This window comes from Bacillus sp. E214 (genome assembly GCF_008087365.1).
Lineage (GTDB): Bacteria > Bacillota > Bacilli > Bacillales > Pradoshiaceae > Pradoshia.
This window is the reverse complement of the sequence record NZ_VENN01000002.1, coordinates 201078-220141: the sequence shown is the minus strand read 5'-3', so window position 1 is coordinate 220141 and position 19064 is coordinate 201078. Positions and strand designations below refer to the sequence as shown.

Sequence of the window (19064 nt, the reverse complement as noted above, 5' to 3'; positions counted from 1 at the left end):
AAGTTACTCACATATTTAAAAAAGCGTTTGAAAGTTGCAATTAATACGTTGCGACTTTTTTAATGTAACCAAAATGGAATTCAGGAATCTAGGTGCAATAACACAGATATGAGAATATCCCCTTCTAATTATGACATTTTTTAATAAATTCTATTCCGCTATAAAATGGTTAAAAGAGAATTCAATATATTATAACCAATGTGGCTTTATCCCCTGAATTTAGCGATTTATTTGTTAGAGTATGTGACAAAATATATAAAAATATTATGACAATTTATCTTTAAACTCATGACATTTTATCTTAAATTCCACATCCGGTGTATAACGCAGATCAGGATCCTTCGTCAACCTTCCAACAAGCGCAACCTGATTTAACATACCAACTTCACCTCTCTTTTATTTAACCTACAGAGGTATCATAAAAGAATTATGGTTAAAAGTAAAAGAGGCGATTTGGGACTTTAGAGGGAGATTTTCACTCAAATTTCCTTTTTGAATATATAAATATGGTGTTTGTAATCAATATTTATAATCTGTGAATTATTTAACAAACTCTTCGACAAACAATATAAATATTATTTCTTTTTTTTACCATGCTATAATGAACATATATTAATTTAAAAGTGGAGGTAAGTTGATGAAAACCTTTAAGTTAGTTTCCTTGCAGTTACTTCCAGACAATCAGAATCCAACCGAATTACATATCCTCGACGGATTAATTATTAATAAAGAAAATGAGGCTAACACTTGGCTTATTGAGGCAGTCGTTGATTATGAACATTTCAATCTTTTCAAGGAAATCACTGCTGATACTGACAAGCTTACCGTTAGCTGTATCATCACAAAGAAGGATAATATCCCTGCCTACTTCGATGCAACTATCGCTGATGTCCGCAAGATGGATCAATTCGCCAGCATCCTGTTTCGGGCAAAGATTCGCAATCGCAGAAGAGAAGCCGTTGAATTCCTATTGGATACACTAGTAGATGAAGGATATAATGGTGAGGATTTAAAAAACGCCTTTAAAGAAGGCCTGGGTAGTAATAAATAACAGCTGGCGAGATTACCTCGCCAGCTTAAACTTGTTACTTATTTTTATCTTTACCATTGTTATTGTTGTTATCAAGGATATCGTCTGCGCCTCGATCTGCATCGTTCCTGATTCTATCCCCATCTTCTCTTACATCTGTATCTAAATTGCCACTATCTAGATCGGAACCATTATCATTGATATCATTCATACCATTATTATCATTGTTACGATTGATACCATTGTTACCATTCGTTCCGTTGTTACCATTTGTACCATTATTATCTTTTGTACTTTCGTTCGTATCTATCCCATTATTATCGTTCGTACCGTTATTTTGCTCATGGTTGTTGTTACCTTCTGGAGGCGGGTTATTGTCATCGTTATTATTACACCCCACCATTAACACAGATGCCAACGCAACCCCCATAATCGCTTTATAAAACTTCTGCATTCGGCATGCTCCTTTCAAACTTTTATGACCTGATCAGGTCTGTTTTTAGATTACCCAGAAGAGGGCAGATTATGATGGAGCAAAAAAAAGCAGGCCCAAACATTTGGGCCTTCAAATAGGGAGAAGTGATATGGTTATCCACGTGCCAGTGCTTTTACACTAGCCTATATTCCTTTAATAACACAAACAGGTAAATTCTAAACGTATTTGTGAAAATTCCCTTCACCGTAAATGTGTTCGCTCCTTATTTCAGCTGATGCTTACCCTAATTTTTATTGTATGGATGGTTCATACTAATACAGCCGGAGTTCCTGAAAGCATTTTGCATAAAGGCCTCAAGGTAAAAGGCATACATCATAAGTGAGGAATACTTTATGGATATAAAAAAAGTCGAACAGATGAAAGATCAATCTATGGACAGACTCCATTTAAAGGAGCTGAAAGACCAGGTAATTGTTATTACTGGTGCTTCTAGTGGGATTGGGCTTGTTACGGCACGTATGGCAGCTGAAAAAGGAGCCAAGGTTGTTGTGGCAGCCCGGAATAAAGATGCCCTCCAGGAATTAGTCTACGAATTGAAAAGCAAGGGGCATGAAGCAGTCTGGGTTGATGCAGATGTTGGTGTTGAAGAGGATGTCCTTAAAATTGCTGAAACAGCCATCTTGAATTTTGGCGGCTTTGATACATGGGTGAACAATGCGGGTGTTTCGATTTATGGAAAAACAACCGAAGTCAGCATAAAAGATATGCGCCGCATGTTTGATACTGTTTTTTGGGGTGTCGTATACGGATCCAGAATCGCGGTCGAGCATTATAAAAAACGTGGTGGCCCAGGTGCCATTATTAATATCGGCAGCTTCTTCGGCGATAGGGGAACTGTTGTTCAGTCAACCTATTCTTCCGCAAAATTTGCTTTACACGGCTGGACGGAGAACCTGCGGATGGAGCTCGAGAAGGAAAATGCGCCGATTTCTGTGACACTCATTCATCCCGGAAGAATTGACACACCTTACAATGAGCACGCTCGTAGTTATCTGGAAAAGCAGCCGACCCATATAGGGATGATTTATGCACCTGAAACAGTAGCCGAGGCCATCCTTTTTGCCGCAGAGCATCCAAAACGCGATATGTATGTTGGATCTCAGGCTAAACTCCTGGCTATGCTTGGCCGGTTTGCCCCAAGGCTTACTGATAAATTTATGGAAAAGACTATGTATCATACACAGCACGATGACCGTCCCTCCAACCCACCGGAGGAAAGCGCCTTGTATAAAGCTGGATATGGATTGCATGAACGCGGCACCAATAAAGGCTGGATCCGCGAAACAAGCTATTATGTAAAAGCATCCAAACACCCAGTCCTAACTTCCGTACTGGCAGCCGGAATCGGTGCTTGCCTATTGGCTACCTTCATGCAAAATAAGTAGGCAAAAAAGCAGAAAGGCTATTTATGTGAACTGCCCCTTAAAAGTTGTTTGTTGTCTAACTTTTAAGGCCAGTACATTTTGGCCCTTCTGCTTTTTTATTTTTTACGTGAGTATTAAGGAATTCAGGATTTCTGATCGCCTAAAGCAAATGTTATTTCAGCTTCACAAGCCAGCTCACCATTCACAGTTGCCCTGCTAATTCCTTTTCCAATCGGACCGCGTACTCTCGTCAATTCTACTTCCAAACGCAGTTGATCACCAGGACGCACCTGTCTCTTAAAGCGGCATTTATCGATACCGGCAAAAAAAGCAAGCCTGCCCTTATTTTCCTCTTTAATCAGAACAGCCACCGCTCCCACCTGTGCCAGCGCCTCCACAATCAGCACCCCCGGCATAACCGGATAATCCGGAAAATGACCATTAAAAAACTCCTCATTTGCCGTCACATTCTTAACACCAACTGCCCGCTTCCCCTCATCAACCTCCAAAATCTGATCAACCAACAAAAACGGATACCGATGCGGAATAATCTCCTTAATTTGCTGAACATCTAACATATAATTTCCCCCTTATTATTAAAAAGCTGAGACGACTGCCCAGCTCCGAAAAGCATAAGATGAGGTGCGTAGGGAGAGCGTCTTTTCTCTCCCGCAGCAGCTACACTTATGTCTCGAGGAGCTAGGAGTCGAAGCTGGATTACATCAAAAAGCTGAAGGGCCTTGGTCAGCCGCGACAAGTGTAAGGAGAGGCACGTAGGGAGGCTCTTCTCCCGCAGTGGCTATCCTTACAACCTCGAGCGGCTAGGCCCTGAAGCTGGATCGACTAAAAAGCTGAGACGACTTAATCAATGAACGAAGACTAAATGCGCTACGTCCTGTGGCAACGTCTTCATGACCTACATCCTGTAGGCTCGCGAGGAGCATAAGACAGGACATCGGAAGGAGGTGTTCTTCCTCCTGCAGAGGCCATGCTTATGTCCTGAGCTTCTAGCCGTCGAAGCTGGATTACACTATAAAGCTGAAGGGCCTTATTCAAGGAACGAAGACTAAATGCGCCACGTCCTGTGGCAACGTCTTCATGACCTATATCTTATGTCCTGAAATCCTAGACCCTGAAGCTGGATTACACTAAAAAGCTGAGACGACTTATGCGCCACGTCCTGCAGGCCAGCAGCAAGTGTAATGAGACGCGAAAGTGGTAAGACCACTTTTCATCAAACTTCTCCTACCTAATAAAAAACAGGAAGGGATATATCTTGCCTTCCTGCCCGTATTATTTGTCTTTATTCTCCGTCGTGTCCTTATTGACCAAATCAACGATATGAGTCCATGTAGATTTCTTAAAAACATCCATTGCTTTTCCATCACCCATAACGGAATAGCCAACCATGGCTCCACCAACAAGGGCCATCATCGTCAACACAAGGACAATTATAATACGAGCCCAAAGTGGCACTAACCGGATTTTGATTTTTTGATCATTACCCAGTTTTTTTCTATCTATTCGACTGTTTGGTTCAGACTCAGTCTGCTCACTTTTATTATTAACCAACGCTTGCATTCTTTTACTCCTTTAACGAATACCGTTGACCAACCCCATCATTTGATCGGCCATACTAACCGTTCGTGATTGAAATTGATATAACCTCTGAGTTTGCATCATTTCTGTCATCTCAGTACTAATATCGACATTAGATTGCTCCAAGTTTCCTTGAACCATAGAAATTCCTTCTCTAAAAGCACCGGTTAGTTGGGTATATATGTCGTTTTCTGATACATCCAATTGTGCCATATTTTTCGGAAGAGTGAAAGTATTATTATTTATCATTTCCATAAATTGCGGCTTCTTGACGGAGATAATCCCCAGATTAAATGATTGCGTCCCATTTTCAGTAGTGACATTTAGCTGGCCTTTATCTGTAAATGTTATGTCACTAGGATTACCATTTATCCTAATTTCCTGATTATTTTCATCCAATACTGCACTGCCATTTGAAGTTACCAATTGCACTTGATTAGATCCATCAGAAGCTGGACTAAGATAAAAAGCCCCATCCCTTGTGTAACCAAGCTCACTGCTAGTGCCATCTGCCGTGCGAATGGCAAAAAATAAATTCTCATTAGTAAGGGCGACATCCAAGTCACGTTCCGTTTTTTGCAGATTACCCTGTGCCAAATTAAGCTGAGACTGACTCATTTTTGCGCCAACACCCACTCGAATACCATTTGGCGTCAATCGGCCTTTTTCCTTCTCAGTTCGCTCCTGATTATTGAATTCCTGAGCGAGCATGTCTGAGAAATAGGTTTCTTTTCTTTTAAAACCGGTCGTCGAAGTATTTGAGATATTATTCGAAACTGTTTCTAGCTTCTTTTGCAGCTGCCCCATAGTATTTGATGAGGTTATCATCATTCGATTCATCCTTATTTACCCTCCTCTTCAATTCAGCTCTTTATCGATTACAGCTTACCTATTTCATTGACAGTTTTTTGCATGCTTTGATCATAGGCTTGTACAATCTTTTGATTGGCTTCAAATGTACGATAGGCAGCCATCATATCAGTCATTGTTTTGGATGAATCCACATTGGACTGTTCAATAGAACCTTGTTGAACAGCAAATTGAACATTATTTAATGTATAGGCAGAAGGCAGCTCTCCTTCATTGATCCGGTATAATCCATCGCCTTCCTTGATGAGCTGTGCCGTTGGAGTAGCGCTAAAGCTTATTCCAATTCGTCCTCTATTCAATGTTCCCTCAGATATCTCACCCTGAGAACTAATCGCAAAATTTTCGGAGTTTAAAAGGATACGTTCCCTATTCTCATCTAGGACATAATAACCGTTAGCAGTTGTTAAATAGCCTGAGCCATCTAATGTAAAATTCCCGTTTCGTGTATATCTCAAGCCATCAGGAGTCTCAACTGTAAACAGGGCCGTACCCGGTTGATTCCTTTCAGGATCAATAGGCATAGCTTGATCTACAATAGCCATGTCCGTAGTATTGTCGGTTGTTTTAACATCACCCTGTGAAAAAGACGGGATAGTCTCTTGTACATAAACACCCGTGTTCAATGCACCCACATATTTTGAATGATTGATGGATACTGATTCCTCAACGGGAAGATTCACTTTTTCATAACTGCTAAGCAGCATTTCTGGAAATGAGCGTACACTCGCTTGATCCTCTTTATATCCGACCGTATTGGCATTCGCTAAATTATTTGCAAGCAGCTCCGTTTTGCGTTGCTGAGCCAGCATACCGGATGCCGCTGTATAGAATCCTTTAAACATTTCTCCACCCCCAAATAGGCCTAACAAACACCCATATTACCATTATATAGGGAATAATTTTATAAGATACGGACTTTTTTCCTAAAAACCGATTTCTCTCGACATAGGGGGAGTATATGTGGACTTTGTAGTGTTAACTGGAGTTGTGTGGAAGGAGAGATGTTGTAGAGGTGTTGCATAGGTCGGGTATAGGTGCTCCATAGCCAGGGCATAGGCGGGGCATACCTGCTTTCCTCTACCCTTCACCTACCTTTGACCGGCCTTTAACCGGGTATAGGTGCCTCATAGCCAGGGCATAGGTGGACCGTAGCTGCTTTCCTCTACCTTTCACCTACCTTTGACCGGCCTTTACCCGGGTATAGGTGCCTCATAGCCAGGGCATAGGTGGACCATAGCTGCTTTCCTCTACCCTTCACCTACCTTTGACCGACCTATACCCGGGTATAGGTGCCTCATAGCCAGGGCATAGGTGGACCATACCTGCTTTCCTCTGCCTTTCACCTACCTTTGACCGGCCTATACCCGGGTATAGGTGCCTCATAGCCAGGGCATAGGCGGACTGTAGCTGCTTTACTACACCTCTCACCTACCTTTCACTTACCTATGACCCACCTTTACACAGGCACAGGTCGCAGCATAGATGAATCATTCCCATGCACGGCATTGCCCTCCAACAGAGGACATCCCTTTATACATATAAAAAAACCAGTTCATCAACTGAACTGGTTTTATATTGCCTGGTGATTATACTAATTTACGGCGAGTGATTCGATCAATATTATCAAGCATCATACCTGTTCCTATTGCTACGCAATCCATTGGATTTTCTGCGATTAATACAGGTACCTTTAGTTCTTCAGCCAATAACATGTCCATGCCGTGAAGCAGAGCTCCGCCGCCTGTTAGAATTACTCCGCGATCAATAATATCAGCGGATAGTTCTGGAGGTGTTTGCTCCAACACAGATTTTGCTGCATGAACAATGACATGAATGGACTCACGTAATGCCTCTTCGATTTCTTCTGAACCAACTGTGATGGTTTTTGGTAGCCCTGTCACCATATCACGTCCGCGAATATCAATAGTTTCATTACGGGAACCTTTAAAAACGGTCGCAACTTTCACTTTTATATCTTCAGCTGTACGCTCTCCGATTAAAAGCTTGTATGTACGTTTGATGTAATTTAGAATCTCGGCATCAAATTTGTCACCAGCCATTTTTATGGATGCTGATGTAACGATATCCCCCATTGATAATACGGCAATGTCAGTTGTGCCTCCGCCGATATCGATGACCATGTTACCGCTTGGTTGGAAGATGTCCATACCTGCGCCGATTGCCGCTACCTTTGGCTCTTCCTCAAGGTAAATCTTTTTGCCGCCACTTTTCTCTGCTGCTTCACGAATCGCTTTTTGTTCAACGCTTGTAATATTAGTTGGACAGCAAATCAAGATACGTGGTTTTGATAAGAATCCTTTTACGTCCAATTTGTTAATGAAGTATTTTAACATGGATTCCGTTACATCAAAGTCAGCAATCACTCCATCTTTAAGCGGTCGAATGGCAACAATATGTCCTGGAGTACGGCCAACCATACGGCGTGCTTCTTCTCCAACAGCTAATACACGATTAGTATTCTTATCCAAGGCTACGACAGATGGCTCATTCAGCACAATTCCTTTACCCTTTACATAAATGAGTACATTTGCAGTACCTAAATCGATTCCAATATCTCTCGAAAACATAACCTAATTATCCTCCTCAAGGAACTCTACAATTCCTTCTACTGTACTAATTAAAAATTTTATCATATTTTGTAGAACAAAAGGAACTATATTACCAAAAAATCTGCCATATTCAGGAACAGTGTAGGGAATATGACTCAAATTAAAAAGGCCGTTGATTTCCTCCGGCCCCTTCCTCCTGTTATTCAATTACTGAACCGGCTCTTCCTCTGTTTTTTTATACTTCTGCTTGGTTGCTTCTCCGCCTCTTAAATGCCTGATTGATTTATGATAATCAAGTATTTCCTTAACCTCATTAGCCAATTCCGGATTTATATCTGGCAGTCGTTCAGTTAGATCTTTATGGACAGTACTTTTGGATACACCAAACTCCTTCGCGATTACGCGAACTGTTTTTCTCGTTTCCACGATATACTTTCCAATCTTGATAGTTCTTTCTTTGATGTAATCGTGCAATTCCCTCGCCCTCCCTATTTTTTTGAGAAGTACGAGATGTTGATTCGCTGTATTGCAGCCTTTAGTATGTATTTTTATGAATGAGTAATTCATTGTCTTGGATTCCTGATAGATTTAACGAGTCTTCACCTCTTGCATTCTCTATGTGTCAGGTTTGTAAAAGTTTATTAGCTTGGTTCCACTTTTATGCACAAAACATGCAATAAGGACAAGACTTCTTTGGTTTTCGTGCCATTTAAGCCTATTCGACAACTTTTTTTCCTGCACTATTTCCCGAGAAATAACAGGCAATACGTCGAAAAAAATGCCTCCAGACAATAGAGCCTGAAGGCATTTTCTTTATTCGTTACCTGGTTCTTGATTTGGATCGGACTCTTGATTCTCATTTGAGTCCTCAGATGTTTCATTACCTGCATCATCTTGATTTTCAGTTGTTTCTTCTTTTTCTTGATCAGCTGAATCTTTAGCCTTTGTATCGGCTTCCTTTTTCTCAGCTTTCAAAGAACTGATTGGTTTATCAAGATACTCTAACGGGTTGACAGCAACATTATCTTTTCTCACTTCGAAATGGACATGGGTGCCAGCTTCTTCATTAATAGCACTTGTTCCGCCTTTGGCAAAGGTTTCACCTTGTTTAAGGTTGTCTCCCTCTTTTACTTTAATATCCTTAATGGAGGAATAATGAGTTTCTATCCCTTTATCGTGCTCAACAACAACTAAGTTACCGAGTAATGCATCTTCCTGCACACTTTTCACTTTTCCGCTCATAGAAGCCGTAACATCAAAGCCTTTTCCATCCTTCATGGCATAGTCGATTCCTGTGTTAGGCTGATACGTATTATTATAGACAACAAGGGATGCTTCCTGTTGCTTTGTATCTCCATCCACATCATAAAATTCCTTTTTAATGACAGCAGACTCTGCCTCGCTCATTGGAATTGTGAAGGTTTCCAGCGAATTGTTCACTTCAATAGATGGCTCATTATTTTCAGACGTAATGTTTTGTTTGTTCTCAGATGGATCTTGCGTAAATTCATTATCGCTTGCTTGATAAACTAAAATACCTGTCAAAAGGACCGCTGCACTAAAAATATAAACTGCCGGCAAAAACCAACGCTTTTTCATTATACTTTTTACTTTTGACTGAGAAGATCGTTTATTTTCTTCCTCTCTCATTTTCATCACCTCTGTCATCATTCTGAACACTTTTCAGAAAATATATACATGGGCGGTGAAAAAATTTATATCTTTTGTAAAACAAGCTGAAATTATGCATGAAATAATTTATTTATAAGAAGAAAATAAAAAAGAGCCTATACAAAGGCTCTGGTCAGTTCACTTCTTCGCTGTATACGTAGGCAGGTAGGCTGTTGCCTGTGATATTTTTACGTCTTTATAATAGTAGGAGATGATATCCTTATAGGATTTACCTGACTGTGCCATTCCGTTCGCTCCATACTGACTCATTCCTACTCCATGACCGTAGCCCTTTGTCGTGATTACAACTTGGTCGCCCTTTTTGTACCAGGAGAAATCACTTGATTTAAGGCCAAGCTGCTCTCTTACCTTTTTACCAGTGAGACGTTTACCGCCTATCTCGATTTCTCCAATTCGATTTCCTTCTGTTCGGCTAATTATCTTGCCAACATCCTCTTTGCTCGCAACCTTCACATTTAGGAGACGTTCAAACTCTGATAACGATATCGTTGTTTCGCTTAAATATTTTGGGGATTTCTCATCCCAGGGACTGGCCACACTGCGCAGGTATGGAAGTGCATTCGGCCAGTAATCTTCTGAGTTCTCGGTGTATCCATTGCTGGTTGAGAAAAAAGATGGAGTAATTAATTCTTCCTTATAGGTTAAAAGCTGCCCTTTCGTTGCGGAAACGGCCTCTTTAATCTTTTGCATATTCGTTTGATATTTATTTCCCCAGGCAGCTTTTAACTCTTTATCATTTAAATAGACCTGATCATTCACAGTATCCGTTATATCGGCACCCTTTGGAATTTCCTTCTTCGTTGTGGCTGTAAGTGCCTTTACGATAAACGTTCTGGCTGTCAGGGCTTGTGCCTTTAATGCCTCTAACTCGAAATTAGCAGGCATTTCAGCCGCAACTACACCAGCTACGTATTCCTCCAAATCTACAGCCTCCACCGTCTTTTGAGTGTTTCTGTACACTTGGATGGTTGTTTGTATCTCGGCCTTTTTCTCCGGCTGCTGTTTCGGTTCCCTTAACACGTGCTGCTCAGCCTCTGCTTCATCATCATTAAAAGGTGCGACCAGGAGTGTGGGAATCATAATAGTAACGGCTGCAACAAGACTAATAGCAAAAATAATCGGTTTCCAATGCTTCATATAGTAGTCTCCCCTCTATTCAGTTAACTGTCCAACACTTCATATGTATGAATTCTCTTATATGAATATGTCTATAAATAGTTAAGAGGGGCAAACTATTTATTAGGAATGATTCTTCTTTTTCTTTTCATAGTTTCTGTAAAGACTAAATAAAATATATAGAATGATTCCAAACAATAAAACATCAAATAAAATCTTAGCTACCTTAAAGATTAAAACCGCTAAGCAAACAATTAAAATAAGTTTTATTATGGTCGATACGCTTATGTCTTTCAAACTAAAAATCTCCTTTCCTTTATTTTATCAATTATAGTCTATCAAAATTTCAGATTATTTAGTGAGTTACCCCCAGAAGTGATGGAATTGTGTATAAAGTTGTGGATAACTAGTGAACGACCAATATTTTTAATAAAATCTTTAAAAAAACTTGAAAAATAAAGGTTTGAAATGTTGGAGAGCTATTTTCACACCCATTTATGTGGATAAGGCTGTTGATAACCCTGTTACAATTGTGAATAACTTGTTGTTAATTTGTTTATACACCTGTGGGTAACTCTATATACGTTGATATTTATATAAAGGTAACCAATAAATTGTCCACCGTTTTTCGTGAAAACGAAAAAGCCAGACATTTCTGTCTGGCTTTCAACGCACTAAAATTTACGCGTTTTCCGCAATAACTGTAGATTCTTCCTGCTCAGAGGATTCATTAATACGCTCGATATCTGCACCAAGCGCAGCAAGTTTACCATGGAAATTCACATATCCACGATCCAAGTGCTTAAGCTCTGTTACCCGAGTGACACCGTCAGCAACAAGTCCGGATAAAATCAAGGCTGCTGCTGCGCGCAGATCTGTAGCTGCTACTTCAGCTCCCTGAAGGTTTGCTTCTCCAGAAATTATAACAGAACGGCCATCAATTTTAATATCAGCGTTCATGCGACGGAATTCTTCTACATGCATAAAGCGGTTTTCGAAGACCGTTTCAGTAATCATGCTTATTCCATTGGCACGTAACAACAATGCCATCATTTGAGATTGCATATCAGTCGGGAACCCTGGATGCGGCATTGTTTTAATATCTACTGCTTTCATGCTATCTGACCCAATTACACGCAGGCCATCTTTCTCTTCTTTGATTGTAATACCCATCTCTTCCATTTTAGCCACAAGAGAGGATAAGTGCTCCATTACTGCACCTTGCACCAATACATTTCCGCCTGTAATTGCAGCAGCAACCATGAAAGTTCCAGCTTCAATACGGTCAGGAATAATGTAATGTTCAGTACCATATAGCTTTTCTACACCCTCAATACGGATTGTAGCTGTTCCTGCACCCTTAACCTTTGCACCCATTTTATTCAAATAGTTAGCCAGGTCCACAATTTCAGGTTCTTTTGCACAGTTATCTAATACAGTGACACCATCTGCCAATGCAGCAGCCATCATGATGTTTTCAGTAGCTCCTACACTTGGGAAATCCAAATAGATTTTTGCACCTTTAAGACGACCATCAACCTCAGCTTCGATAAAACCGTTGCCGACTCTCACTTTAGCGCCCATTGCTTCAAACCCTTTTAGATGCTGATCAATTGGACGTGAACCAATTGCACAGCCGCCAGGTAAAGCGACGCGAGCTTTTCCGTTTCTAGCCAATAAAGATCCCATTACAAGGACTGAAGCACGCATTTTACGAACGTATTCGAACGGCGCTTCTTCTGCTAATGGCTTTGAGGCATCCACTGTTACAGTATTATTGCTAAAAGTGACTTCTGTATTTAAATTTCGGATTACTTCATTAATTGTATATACATCGGATAGCTCCGGAACGTCTTTAAGAACGCTTTTTCCTTCACTTGCTAATAATGTTGCAGCTAATACAGGTAAAACGGCGTTTTTTGCACCCTCTACACGAACTGTACCTTCTAACCTGTTTCCGCCGCGGACAATGATTTTTTCCAAAGTTATTCCCCTCCGCGTTCAATATCTCTATATTAGTATTCAAATGCTATTATCGGTGTGCCAATGGTAAACTGTGTCCCACTGTTCTTTTGATCCTCTCTGATATCTCGAAAGGCCAGTTGGAGGTTCATTCCATTGGTCATCATATTCTTAAATTGATTGCTTTTTGCAGCAACAGAAATAAAATTACTTTCTATTGCACTTTCCATTGACTTAGCTTCATATTCATTCATCCAGTTTTTTAGTAGAACCTTATCCATATTAGCACCGGTTATCCCTTTGATACAAGAGAAATAGTGAGGGGGGTCCTTAAACATGACCTTTGTCCCATTTTTTAGCCAGTTTTGGATAAAATCAACTTGTCCACGTGTCCACTCAGTCCCTTCTATACTCGTAATTAGAACTGTTTTTTGTGAATCACTGGACATGATTTTAATCTTCGAGGTAATATTCAACTTTTCATTCAGATATGTACCAACCAATGTTTTTCCGTTGCTGCTGGAATCTTCGCTCCAAACATAATTGGTATATTCAGTCTGTATGTCAGCCGCCACTTCAGAAAATTGATTATCAACACTTGCTCGGGCCAAAACAATCCAATCCGTTATTTCTGCTGCTGGATCGACACGCTTTATACCCTCAGCAATCATTAGCAAGTCGCTTTTAGCCAATGCTTCTGTCGTTTTATTCCCCACATATAAAATCATCAAACCAACAATTATTGAAAGAATCACTTTTTTCATGTATGCCACTCTCCCCTATTGCCTTAGTTTTACCTTAGGGAATCATATGCATACAGAAATCCGTTCGTCACTTTCTGACAGCTTCGGTTAATTAAAGAGATTCGTTAATTGCTGAGCATAACTCCAGTAATCAAGAAAAAATCCGCTGACTGCTGAACCGATGGTAATGGTCAGCAATATATACAGCACTCTTGCCTGAAATACTCTTCCTGCTCTCAGCAGCTTATCAAAGTGCAGCGCTTGTAATGCCCACCATGTAACAGCTATAAAAAACAAATGACTCACAATACTGAGCAAAGCTTGCATTCCGAATGAATTCATGGTCTTTTTTCCTTTCAAAACTAAAGATATACGAATTCAGTGTACCATATTTAAAAGGACCGTTCCTCTTTTTCTACAAATTATCGACATTTTCTAACAAAAAGAATCTAAATCGTATGAAATAAACGGATTCTATCAAATAATGTAATAAACAGACATATTTAGGCACGCATAATATTATTTTACAACATAACACCTGTTAATAGCTAGATTCACTTCTTCACAATTTAATGGTAATTATTAAGTTTTCTTTACAAAGAAAACAAATAAAAAGCCAGGAGGTATTTTCCCTCCTGGTCATGTAAATTTATTTTAACATTTGATATATATCCGTGAAGTTCTGATGGAAGAAATCGAGCAAATAATGAGGGAATAATCCGAACAGGATCGATCCCACAGCACAAATTCCGATTACATAGTGGATGACTGATATTTTCATCTTACCTTTTGTTTCTTCTTCCGTCCTCATAAAGAGATGGACAATGATGTTGAAGTAATAGAGATAGGAAATTACGGTAGTCACCAGCATGATTGCTGCCAGTATATAATGGCCTTGTTCCTTCGCAAAAAGGTTCATGAAAATATTCAGCTTTGCAATGAATCCTGCCGTACCAGGAATTCCTGCCATGGAGAGAATGAAAATACACATGGAAACCGCCAAAAATGGTGATTTTTTATACAGGCCGGCCATCATATATTGATCCTCGTCCCCAATCTTCCTATCTTCTGCTATGAATTGGATGACGGCAAAGGCCCCGGTCATCATTAGGATGTATGCAGCAAAATAGTACCAAATCGATTCAATCGTATATTCTCCAAAGGCTGTAACCGCAGCAAGCAAATATCCTGCATGGGCAATGCTTGAATAAGCAAGCATTCGTTTCAGATTCTTTTGCCTTAATGCAATTAGATTTCCGGCAATCATCGTTATACTAGCCAGGACAGCCAGATAGTTTTGATTGGCCGTAAAAATCGATAGGAATCCGATATCATCCATTGTTGCTGTTAAAAACACGGTAACAACGATACGAAGTAAAAGCGCAAAGCCTGCTGCTTTTGAAACAATACTCAAGAAGGCAGTCACCGGCGTCGGCGATCCTTCATATACATCAGGTGCCCACATATGGAAAGGCACGGTTGCCAGCTTGAAGGATATCCCGATTACGAAAATAAAGAAGGATAGTCCAGCAATATATTGAAGCTGCGAGTTTTCTTGGGTGGCAAATATAGTTCCAATTTCGAATATATTCGTCGTCCCGCTCACGCCGTACATATAACTCAGTGCAAACAGGATGATGGCTGTCGAGATTCCCCCATTGACCACATATTTCATTGAAGCTTCAGCTGATTTTCGGTTATTTTTCTGCATTCCAGCCAGAATATAGGATGAAACGGACAAAAGCTCTAGCCCCACAAACAATGTAATCAAATCTCCGCTTGATGTCATGATCATGGCACCTAATAAAGCAGTTAGAAGTAAATAATAAAATTCTGCCTGATACGGCTGCATCCCAGCTCTCGGTTTATGTACCACAGCCAGCACCATGACAAAGGCTAATCCAATCAAAAGTATAAGCTTAAATGCTTTGGCAAAGGCGTCCAATCGGAATGTATCATACAAAATCGAGCCAGCCTCCAATGGGAATAAGCCAATTAAAGAAATGATGGCAAGCCCGATACTACCAAAAGCAAACCAGCCAAGTACCTTTCTTCCAAATTGTTTAGGCATGCATAAATCCAATATAGAGAGGATGATCGCTGCACCAAGGATTATAAATTCAGGTATCATTAAATTCCAGTTCATCGACAGTAATGTTTCCATATCCATATCTTAGTCACCCCCTATCCCTGTCATCATGTCAGCAATTTCAGCCTGAAGCGGTCCTTCCAGGATGGCAGGGCAGACGCCGATCAAAATAATAAAACCAAGTAATACAAATGCCAGTACCGCTTCGTTCGGTTTTAAGTCGGCGATGGATAACTCGTTCTTGGGCGCTCCAAATGTCATATTTAGAACGGCACGCAGCACGTAAACAGCAGTCAATACAATTCCTAACGTACCAATGGCAGCAAGGATTGGTTCGGTCTTAAACAATCCCATGAACGCCATGAATTCACTGATAAAACCGGACATCCCCGGCAAACCGAGTGAAGCCATCCCTCCTGCCAGTAAAATCCCCGAGAAAACCGGAATAGATTTAGCCAATCCACCAAGTTCTTTCAGATTTGTAGTTCCGACTCTTTCATAAAGAAAGCCAACCAGTAAAAAAAGCAAGGCGGCGATCAAGCCATGAGATACAACCTGAAATAAAGCACCCTGAATTCCTGCTGTATTTAATGCCCCCAGTCCCATAAGGACAATTCCCATATGAGAGATTGAGGAATAGGCCAGCACGAGCTTGAAATCCGTTTGTTGCAAAGCAAGCCAAGCACCATATAGGAAATTAATGACGCCAAGCAAAGCAATCCAAAAGGCCATCTCTTTAAACTCACCTGGGAACAATCCCATTCCAAATCTGATTAACCCATAAGCACCAATCTTCAGTAATACTCCGGCATGCAGCATAACAATTGCTGGAGGCGCCTGTACATGGACTCGCAGCATCCAGGAATGGAACGGAAAAATCGGCAGCTTGATTCCAAAAGCGATGACAATCCCCGTAAAGAGGATATATTTCAATTCTGTACTGATTGGAGCTAGAAGCGTCTGCCCGCCAACTGATAAGATTTGCCCCAATATCTCAATATTGGCTGTGCCGGTTCTCGCAAAAAGTACCATGATGACAAACAAGAGGATACAAGAGCCTAAGCCGTTATAAATCAAGAAGCTAAATGCGGCTTTTTCTTTGTCGAAATAACCCCATTTCCCAATCAAGAAGAACATGGCCACCAAGGTAACCTCAAAGAAGAGGAAGAATAAAATCAGATTCTGAGATAGGAAGACACCCAGCATACCAACCTCTAATAAGAGAAGAAGAATAAAATAGCCCTTCCATTCTTTTTTTATCTGAAGAACAGAGGCTAGTGCTGCCAATGTTGATAAAATCGCTGTAAGAATTACCATCACAAGGGAGATTCCGTTCAGGCTCAGTTCAAAGGGTATGGCATATAATTGACTTTGCCTAACTCCCCCGCCTCCTAATTGAAACCACTTATGAAAAACCGAAAACACCGTAAATTTCGTTCCAGATAGATATTCACTATATAGGTAGATTGTAAGAATCAATGGTGGAATGGTTCCCAATATACCTAATCGTTTCAGTGCGTTTTCATTGTTTTTCGAAACAAACATTAATCCAGCTATCCCTAGCAAAGGGGAGAAAACGAGCAAACTAAGAATATATGGGTTCATCTGACATACCCTCCTGTCCATGCAAAGATCACAAGTACGGCAGCCAGGCCAATCAGAGCAATCGTCCCATATATCTGCATTTGGCCATTATGCGCATTGGCACCTTTAGTAGCGCCAAAATTGATCAAGTAAGAAACATATGACACAATTCCCTGCAGGATATATTTTTCAACCCAGGAGAGAATCATTCCGAAGCCCTTCACCATCCGCACAATTGTAAACTCGTAAAATTCATCGATATAAAATTTGTTCTCCAGTATTTGATAAAGCGGTCCCGGAACTTCCTTCTCCACACCGACACTTTTCCTTTTACCATAAATCAGCCAGGCGGTGCCGCTTCCAATTAAAAAGGCAAGAGTTGCCACAATAGGTATCCAAATTGGCCCCTCTATATGTGCATGGTCCAGATATCGGTTCCCATCAGCCAGCCAATCCCCAAGAAAAGTTCCAAACCACGGGGTGTTAACATAGCCTGCAAAGATAGAAAGTACAGCAAGTATCATCATCGGAGCTGTCATGGAACCAGGTGATTCCTGCACATCCTTTGTTTCATTACATGATGGTCCCCAAAATACGATAAAGAACAGGCGGAACATATAAAAAGCCGTCAAAATGGATGTTAGTAATGCAACTATAAATAGGACGGTATGGCCGCTCTCCCAAACAGATATAAGAATCTCATCCTTACTAAAGAATCCTGATAGGAGTGGAAATCCGGTTAAGGCCAATGTCCCGATTAAAAACAATGGACCAGTTCGCCGTAATTTTTTCCACAAGCCACCCATCTCGTCGATATTTTGAGTATGAACAGCATGGATGACACTGCCGGCTGCCAGGAACAATAGTGCTTTAAAAAATGCATGAGTCGTTAAATGGAATACACCGGCCACATAGCCTGCTGTCCCAAGTGCGAGCATCATATAGCCGAGCTGGCTGACCGTGGAGTAAGCCAAGATCCGTTTAATATCCTTTTGGACTGTGGCAATTGCAGCGGCAAAGTTGGCTGTAAACGCACCAACAATCGCTACAGTCAGCATGGCTGTTTCACTCGCTGCAAACAGAGGAAACATCGTTGCGACTAAATAGACGCCGGCTGCCACCATGGTAGCGGCATGGATTAATGCCGATACGGGAGTCGGGCCTTCCATCGCGTCAGGAAGCCATGTATGTAATGGAAACTGGCCAGATTTCCCGATAGCACCAATAAAAATCAACAGCGCTGTGGCTGTAATCCAGCCTGAAGTCAGGACTCCATTTTCTACAGCTGAGAAAATCGCTTCATACTCAAAGCTGCCTGTTTTCCAGAATAAGAGGATAATGCCGATTAAAAGTCCGATATCTCCAATTCTGGTCATAATAAACGCTTTTTTAGCTGCGCGCCTGGCAGCATCCTTGTAAAAATAAAAGCCAATCAACAGGAATGATCCCAATCCGACCAATTCCCAAAAGATATAGAGCTGCAGGAGATTCGGTGAAACCACCAAACCCAGCATGGCGAATGTAAACAGCCCCAAATAAGCAAAGAAAACAGGCACCCTTCCATCGCCTTGCATATACCCAATTGAATAAATATGTACCAGTAAGCTTACAAGTGAAACAATCACCAGCATCAACGCATTTAATTGGTTTACCTCTACCCCCATTGTCACTTGGTTCTCACCAATTCTTAGCCAATCCACTACAGAGCGATAGTCTGGTGATTGAAGGCGGCCAATGAGAACCAGGAGGGAGAAAAGGAAAGTAAGTAACGTGAAGCCAATCCCTATGTATGCACTCGAAGCCTTCAGCCTCTTTCCAACCACAAGCAGAAGCACAAATGACAGGAGCGGGAAAAGAGGAATGACCCATACAAGCTTCATCATATAAACATTTCCCCTTATGATTGAAGAGCAGCAGTTCCCCTCTTCAATTCGTGTTATCCATTGACG

At 40.9% G+C, this 19064-nt stretch carries 19 protein-coding genes; 2 read left to right on the top strand and 17 right to left on the bottom strand.

What is annotated here, in order from left to right; translation table 11 throughout:
• Positions 1-264: 264 nt before the first annotated feature.
• Positions 265-378, bottom strand: coding sequence for a single-stranded DNA-binding protein (locus tag FHY47_RS10365; RefSeq protein WP_148630399.1), 114 nt, complete (start codon positions 376-378; stop codon positions 265-267).
• 259 nt (positions 379-637) lie between these two features.
• Here FHY47_RS10365 and FHY47_RS10360 point away from each other — a divergent pair, with 259 nt between their 5' ends.
• Complete coding sequence (locus FHY47_RS10360) at positions 638-1051, top strand: YwpF family protein (RefSeq protein ID WP_148630396.1); 414 nt, start codon at positions 638-640, stop codon at positions 1049-1051.
• A 34-nt stretch (positions 1052-1085) separates the two neighbouring features.
• Here the strand turns inward: FHY47_RS10360 and FHY47_RS10355 are convergent, their stop codons facing one another.
• On the bottom strand, positions 1086-1502 hold the full coding sequence (locus tag FHY47_RS10355) for a hypothetical protein (RefSeq protein ID WP_148630395.1): 417 nt from the start codon (positions 1500-1502) through the stop codon (positions 1086-1088).
• 356 nt (positions 1503-1858) lie between these two features.
• On the opposite strand from FHY47_RS10355, the gene FHY47_RS10350 reads away from it, so the two are divergent.
• Positions 1859-2911, top strand: coding sequence for an SDR family oxidoreductase (locus FHY47_RS10350; RefSeq protein ID WP_148630393.1), 1053 nt, complete (start codon positions 1859-1861; stop codon positions 2909-2911).
• 122 nt (positions 2912-3033) lie between these two features.
• On the opposite strand, the gene fabZ is transcribed toward FHY47_RS10350, so the two are convergent.
• From fabZ to nuoL, 15 genes are all read right to left on the bottom strand, one after another.
• Positions 3034-3468, bottom strand: coding sequence for a 3-hydroxyacyl-ACP dehydratase FabZ (gene fabZ / locus FHY47_RS10345; protein ID WP_148630391.1), 435 nt, complete (start codon positions 3466-3468; stop codon positions 3034-3036).
• A gap of 715 nt (positions 3469-4183) precedes the next feature.
• Positions 4184-4471 (bottom strand): DNA-directed RNA polymerase subunit beta, encoded by a 288-nt coding sequence (locus tag FHY47_RS10340; protein ID WP_066105709.1) that lies wholly within the window; start codon positions 4469-4471, stop codon positions 4184-4186.
• Between the two features lie 12 nt (positions 4472-4483).
• Positions 4484-5329: a flagellar hook-basal body protein gene (locus FHY47_RS10335; RefSeq protein WP_066105706.1), complete on the bottom strand. Its 846-nt coding sequence runs from the start codon at positions 5327-5329 to the stop codon at positions 4484-4486.
• Positions 5330-5367: 38 nt separating this feature from the next.
• Positions 5368-6201, bottom strand: a complete 834-nt coding sequence (locus tag FHY47_RS10330) for a flagellar hook-basal body protein (RefSeq protein WP_140461885.1) — start codon at positions 6199-6201, stop codon at positions 5368-5370.
• Between the two features lie 744 nt (positions 6202-6945).
• Positions 6946-7947, bottom strand: a complete 1002-nt coding sequence (mreB, locus tag FHY47_RS10325) for a rod shape-determining protein (RefSeq protein ID WP_066103249.1) — start codon at positions 7945-7947, stop codon at positions 6946-6948.
• A gap of 189 nt (positions 7948-8136) precedes the next feature.
• On the bottom strand, positions 8137-8403 hold the full coding sequence (gene spoIIID / locus FHY47_RS10320) for a sporulation transcriptional regulator SpoIIID (protein ID WP_139892089.1): 267 nt from the start codon (positions 8401-8403) through the stop codon (positions 8137-8139).
• A 339-nt stretch (positions 8404-8742) separates the two neighbouring features.
• Positions 8743-9579 carry a stage II sporulation protein SpoIIQ gene (spoIIQ, locus tag FHY47_RS10315; RefSeq protein WP_066103298.1) on the bottom strand — a complete coding sequence of 279 codons (837 nt, stop codon included), beginning with the start codon at positions 9577-9579 and terminating at the stop codon, positions 8743-8745.
• A 159-nt stretch (positions 9580-9738) separates the two neighbouring features.
• Positions 9739-10758 (bottom strand): stage II sporulation protein D, encoded by a 1020-nt coding sequence (spoIID, locus tag FHY47_RS10310; protein WP_066103256.1) that lies wholly within the window; start codon positions 10756-10758, stop codon positions 9739-9741.
• A 102-nt stretch (positions 10759-10860) separates the two neighbouring features.
• Positions 10861-11034 carry a hypothetical protein gene (locus FHY47_RS18935; RefSeq protein ID WP_175354248.1) on the bottom strand — a complete coding sequence of 58 codons (174 nt, stop codon included), beginning with the start codon at positions 11032-11034 and terminating at the stop codon, positions 10861-10863.
• A gap of 384 nt (positions 11035-11418) precedes the next feature.
• Positions 11419-12720 carry a UDP-N-acetylglucosamine 1-carboxyvinyltransferase gene (murA, locus tag FHY47_RS10305; RefSeq protein ID WP_066103259.1) on the bottom strand — a complete coding sequence of 434 codons (1302 nt, stop codon included), beginning with the start codon at positions 12718-12720 and terminating at the stop codon, positions 11419-11421.
• Positions 12721-12752: 32 nt separating this feature from the next.
• Positions 12753-13463 (bottom strand): YwmB family TATA-box binding protein, encoded by a 711-nt coding sequence (locus FHY47_RS10300; RefSeq protein WP_066103262.1) that lies wholly within the window; start codon positions 13461-13463, stop codon positions 12753-12755.
• Between the two features lie 87 nt (positions 13464-13550).
• On the bottom strand, positions 13551-13784 hold the full coding sequence (locus FHY47_RS10295) for a DUF1146 family protein (protein ID WP_066103265.1): 234 nt from the start codon (positions 13782-13784) through the stop codon (positions 13551-13553).
• Positions 13785-14091: 307 nt separating this feature from the next.
• Positions 14092-15612, bottom strand: a complete 1521-nt coding sequence (gene nuoN / locus FHY47_RS10290) for an NADH-quinone oxidoreductase subunit NuoN (RefSeq protein WP_139892088.1) — start codon at positions 15610-15612, stop codon at positions 14092-14094.
• A 3-nt stretch (positions 15613-15615) separates the two neighbouring features.
• Positions 15616-17136 (bottom strand): NADH-quinone oxidoreductase subunit M, encoded by a 1521-nt coding sequence (locus FHY47_RS10285; RefSeq protein ID WP_139892087.1) that lies wholly within the window; start codon positions 17134-17136, stop codon positions 15616-15618.
• Entirely contained in the window at positions 17133-18998 is a 1866-nt protein-coding gene (nuoL, locus tag FHY47_RS10280; protein WP_148630389.1) for an NADH-quinone oxidoreductase subunit L, read from the bottom strand. The genes FHY47_RS10285 and nuoL overlap by 4 nt, the downstream gene beginning before the upstream one ends.
• Positions 18999-19064 lie beyond the last annotated feature (66 nt).

Excerpts from the sequence above, each read along its gene's own strand:
- FHY47_RS10285 (WP_139892087.1), bottom strand. The coding sequence starts at position 17,136 with ATGAACCCATATATTCTTAGTTTGCTCGTTTTCTCCCCTTTGCTAGGG.
- FHY47_RS10335 (WP_066105706.1), bottom strand. The coding sequence starts at position 5,329 with ATGAATCGAATGATGATAACCTCATCAAATACTATGGGGCAGCTGCAA.
- FHY47_RS10300 (WP_066103262.1), bottom strand. The coding sequence starts at position 13,463 with ATGAAAAAAGTGATTCTTTCAATAATTGTTGGTTTGATGATTTTATAT.
- FHY47_RS10365 (WP_148630399.1), bottom strand. The coding sequence starts at position 378 with ATGTTAAATCAGGTTGCGCTTGTTGGAAGGTTGACGAAGGATCCTGAT.
- FHY47_RS10340 (WP_066105709.1), bottom strand. The coding sequence starts at position 4,471 with ATGCAAGCGTTGGTTAATAATAAAAGTGAGCAGACTGAGTCTGAACCA.
- FHY47_RS10295 (WP_066103265.1), bottom strand. The coding sequence starts at position 13,784 with ATGAATTCATTCGGAATGCAAGCTTTGCTCAGTATTGTGAGTCATTTG.
- fabZ (WP_148630391.1), bottom strand. The coding sequence starts at position 3,468 with ATGTTAGATGTTCAGCAAATTAAGGAGATTATTCCGCATCGGTATCCG.
- nuoN (WP_139892088.1), bottom strand. The coding sequence starts at position 15,612 with ATGGATATGGAAACATTACTGTCGATGAACTGGAATTTAATGATACCT.
- FHY47_RS10350 (WP_148630393.1), top strand. The coding sequence starts at position 1,859 with ATGGATATAAAAAAAGTCGAACAGATGAAAGATCAATCTATGGACAGA.
- spoIID (WP_066103256.1), bottom strand. The coding sequence starts at position 10,758 with ATGAAGCATTGGAAACCGATTATTTTTGCTATTAGTCTTGTTGCAGCC.
- FHY47_RS10360 (WP_148630396.1), top strand. The coding sequence starts at position 638 with ATGAAAACCTTTAAGTTAGTTTCCTTGCAGTTACTTCCAGACAATCAG.
- mreB (WP_066103249.1), bottom strand. The coding sequence starts at position 7,947 with ATGTTTTCGAGAGATATTGGAATCGATTTAGGTACTGCAAATGTACTC.
- FHY47_RS10330 (WP_140461885.1), bottom strand. The coding sequence starts at position 6,201 with ATGTTTAAAGGATTCTATACAGCGGCATCCGGTATGCTGGCTCAGCAA.
- nuoL (WP_148630389.1), bottom strand. The coding sequence starts at position 18,998 with ATGATGAAGCTTGTATGGGTCATTCCTCTTTTCCCGCTCCTGTCATTT.
- spoIIQ (WP_066103298.1), bottom strand. The coding sequence starts at position 9,579 with ATGAGAGAGGAAGAAAATAAACGATCTTCTCAGTCAAAAGTAAAAAGT.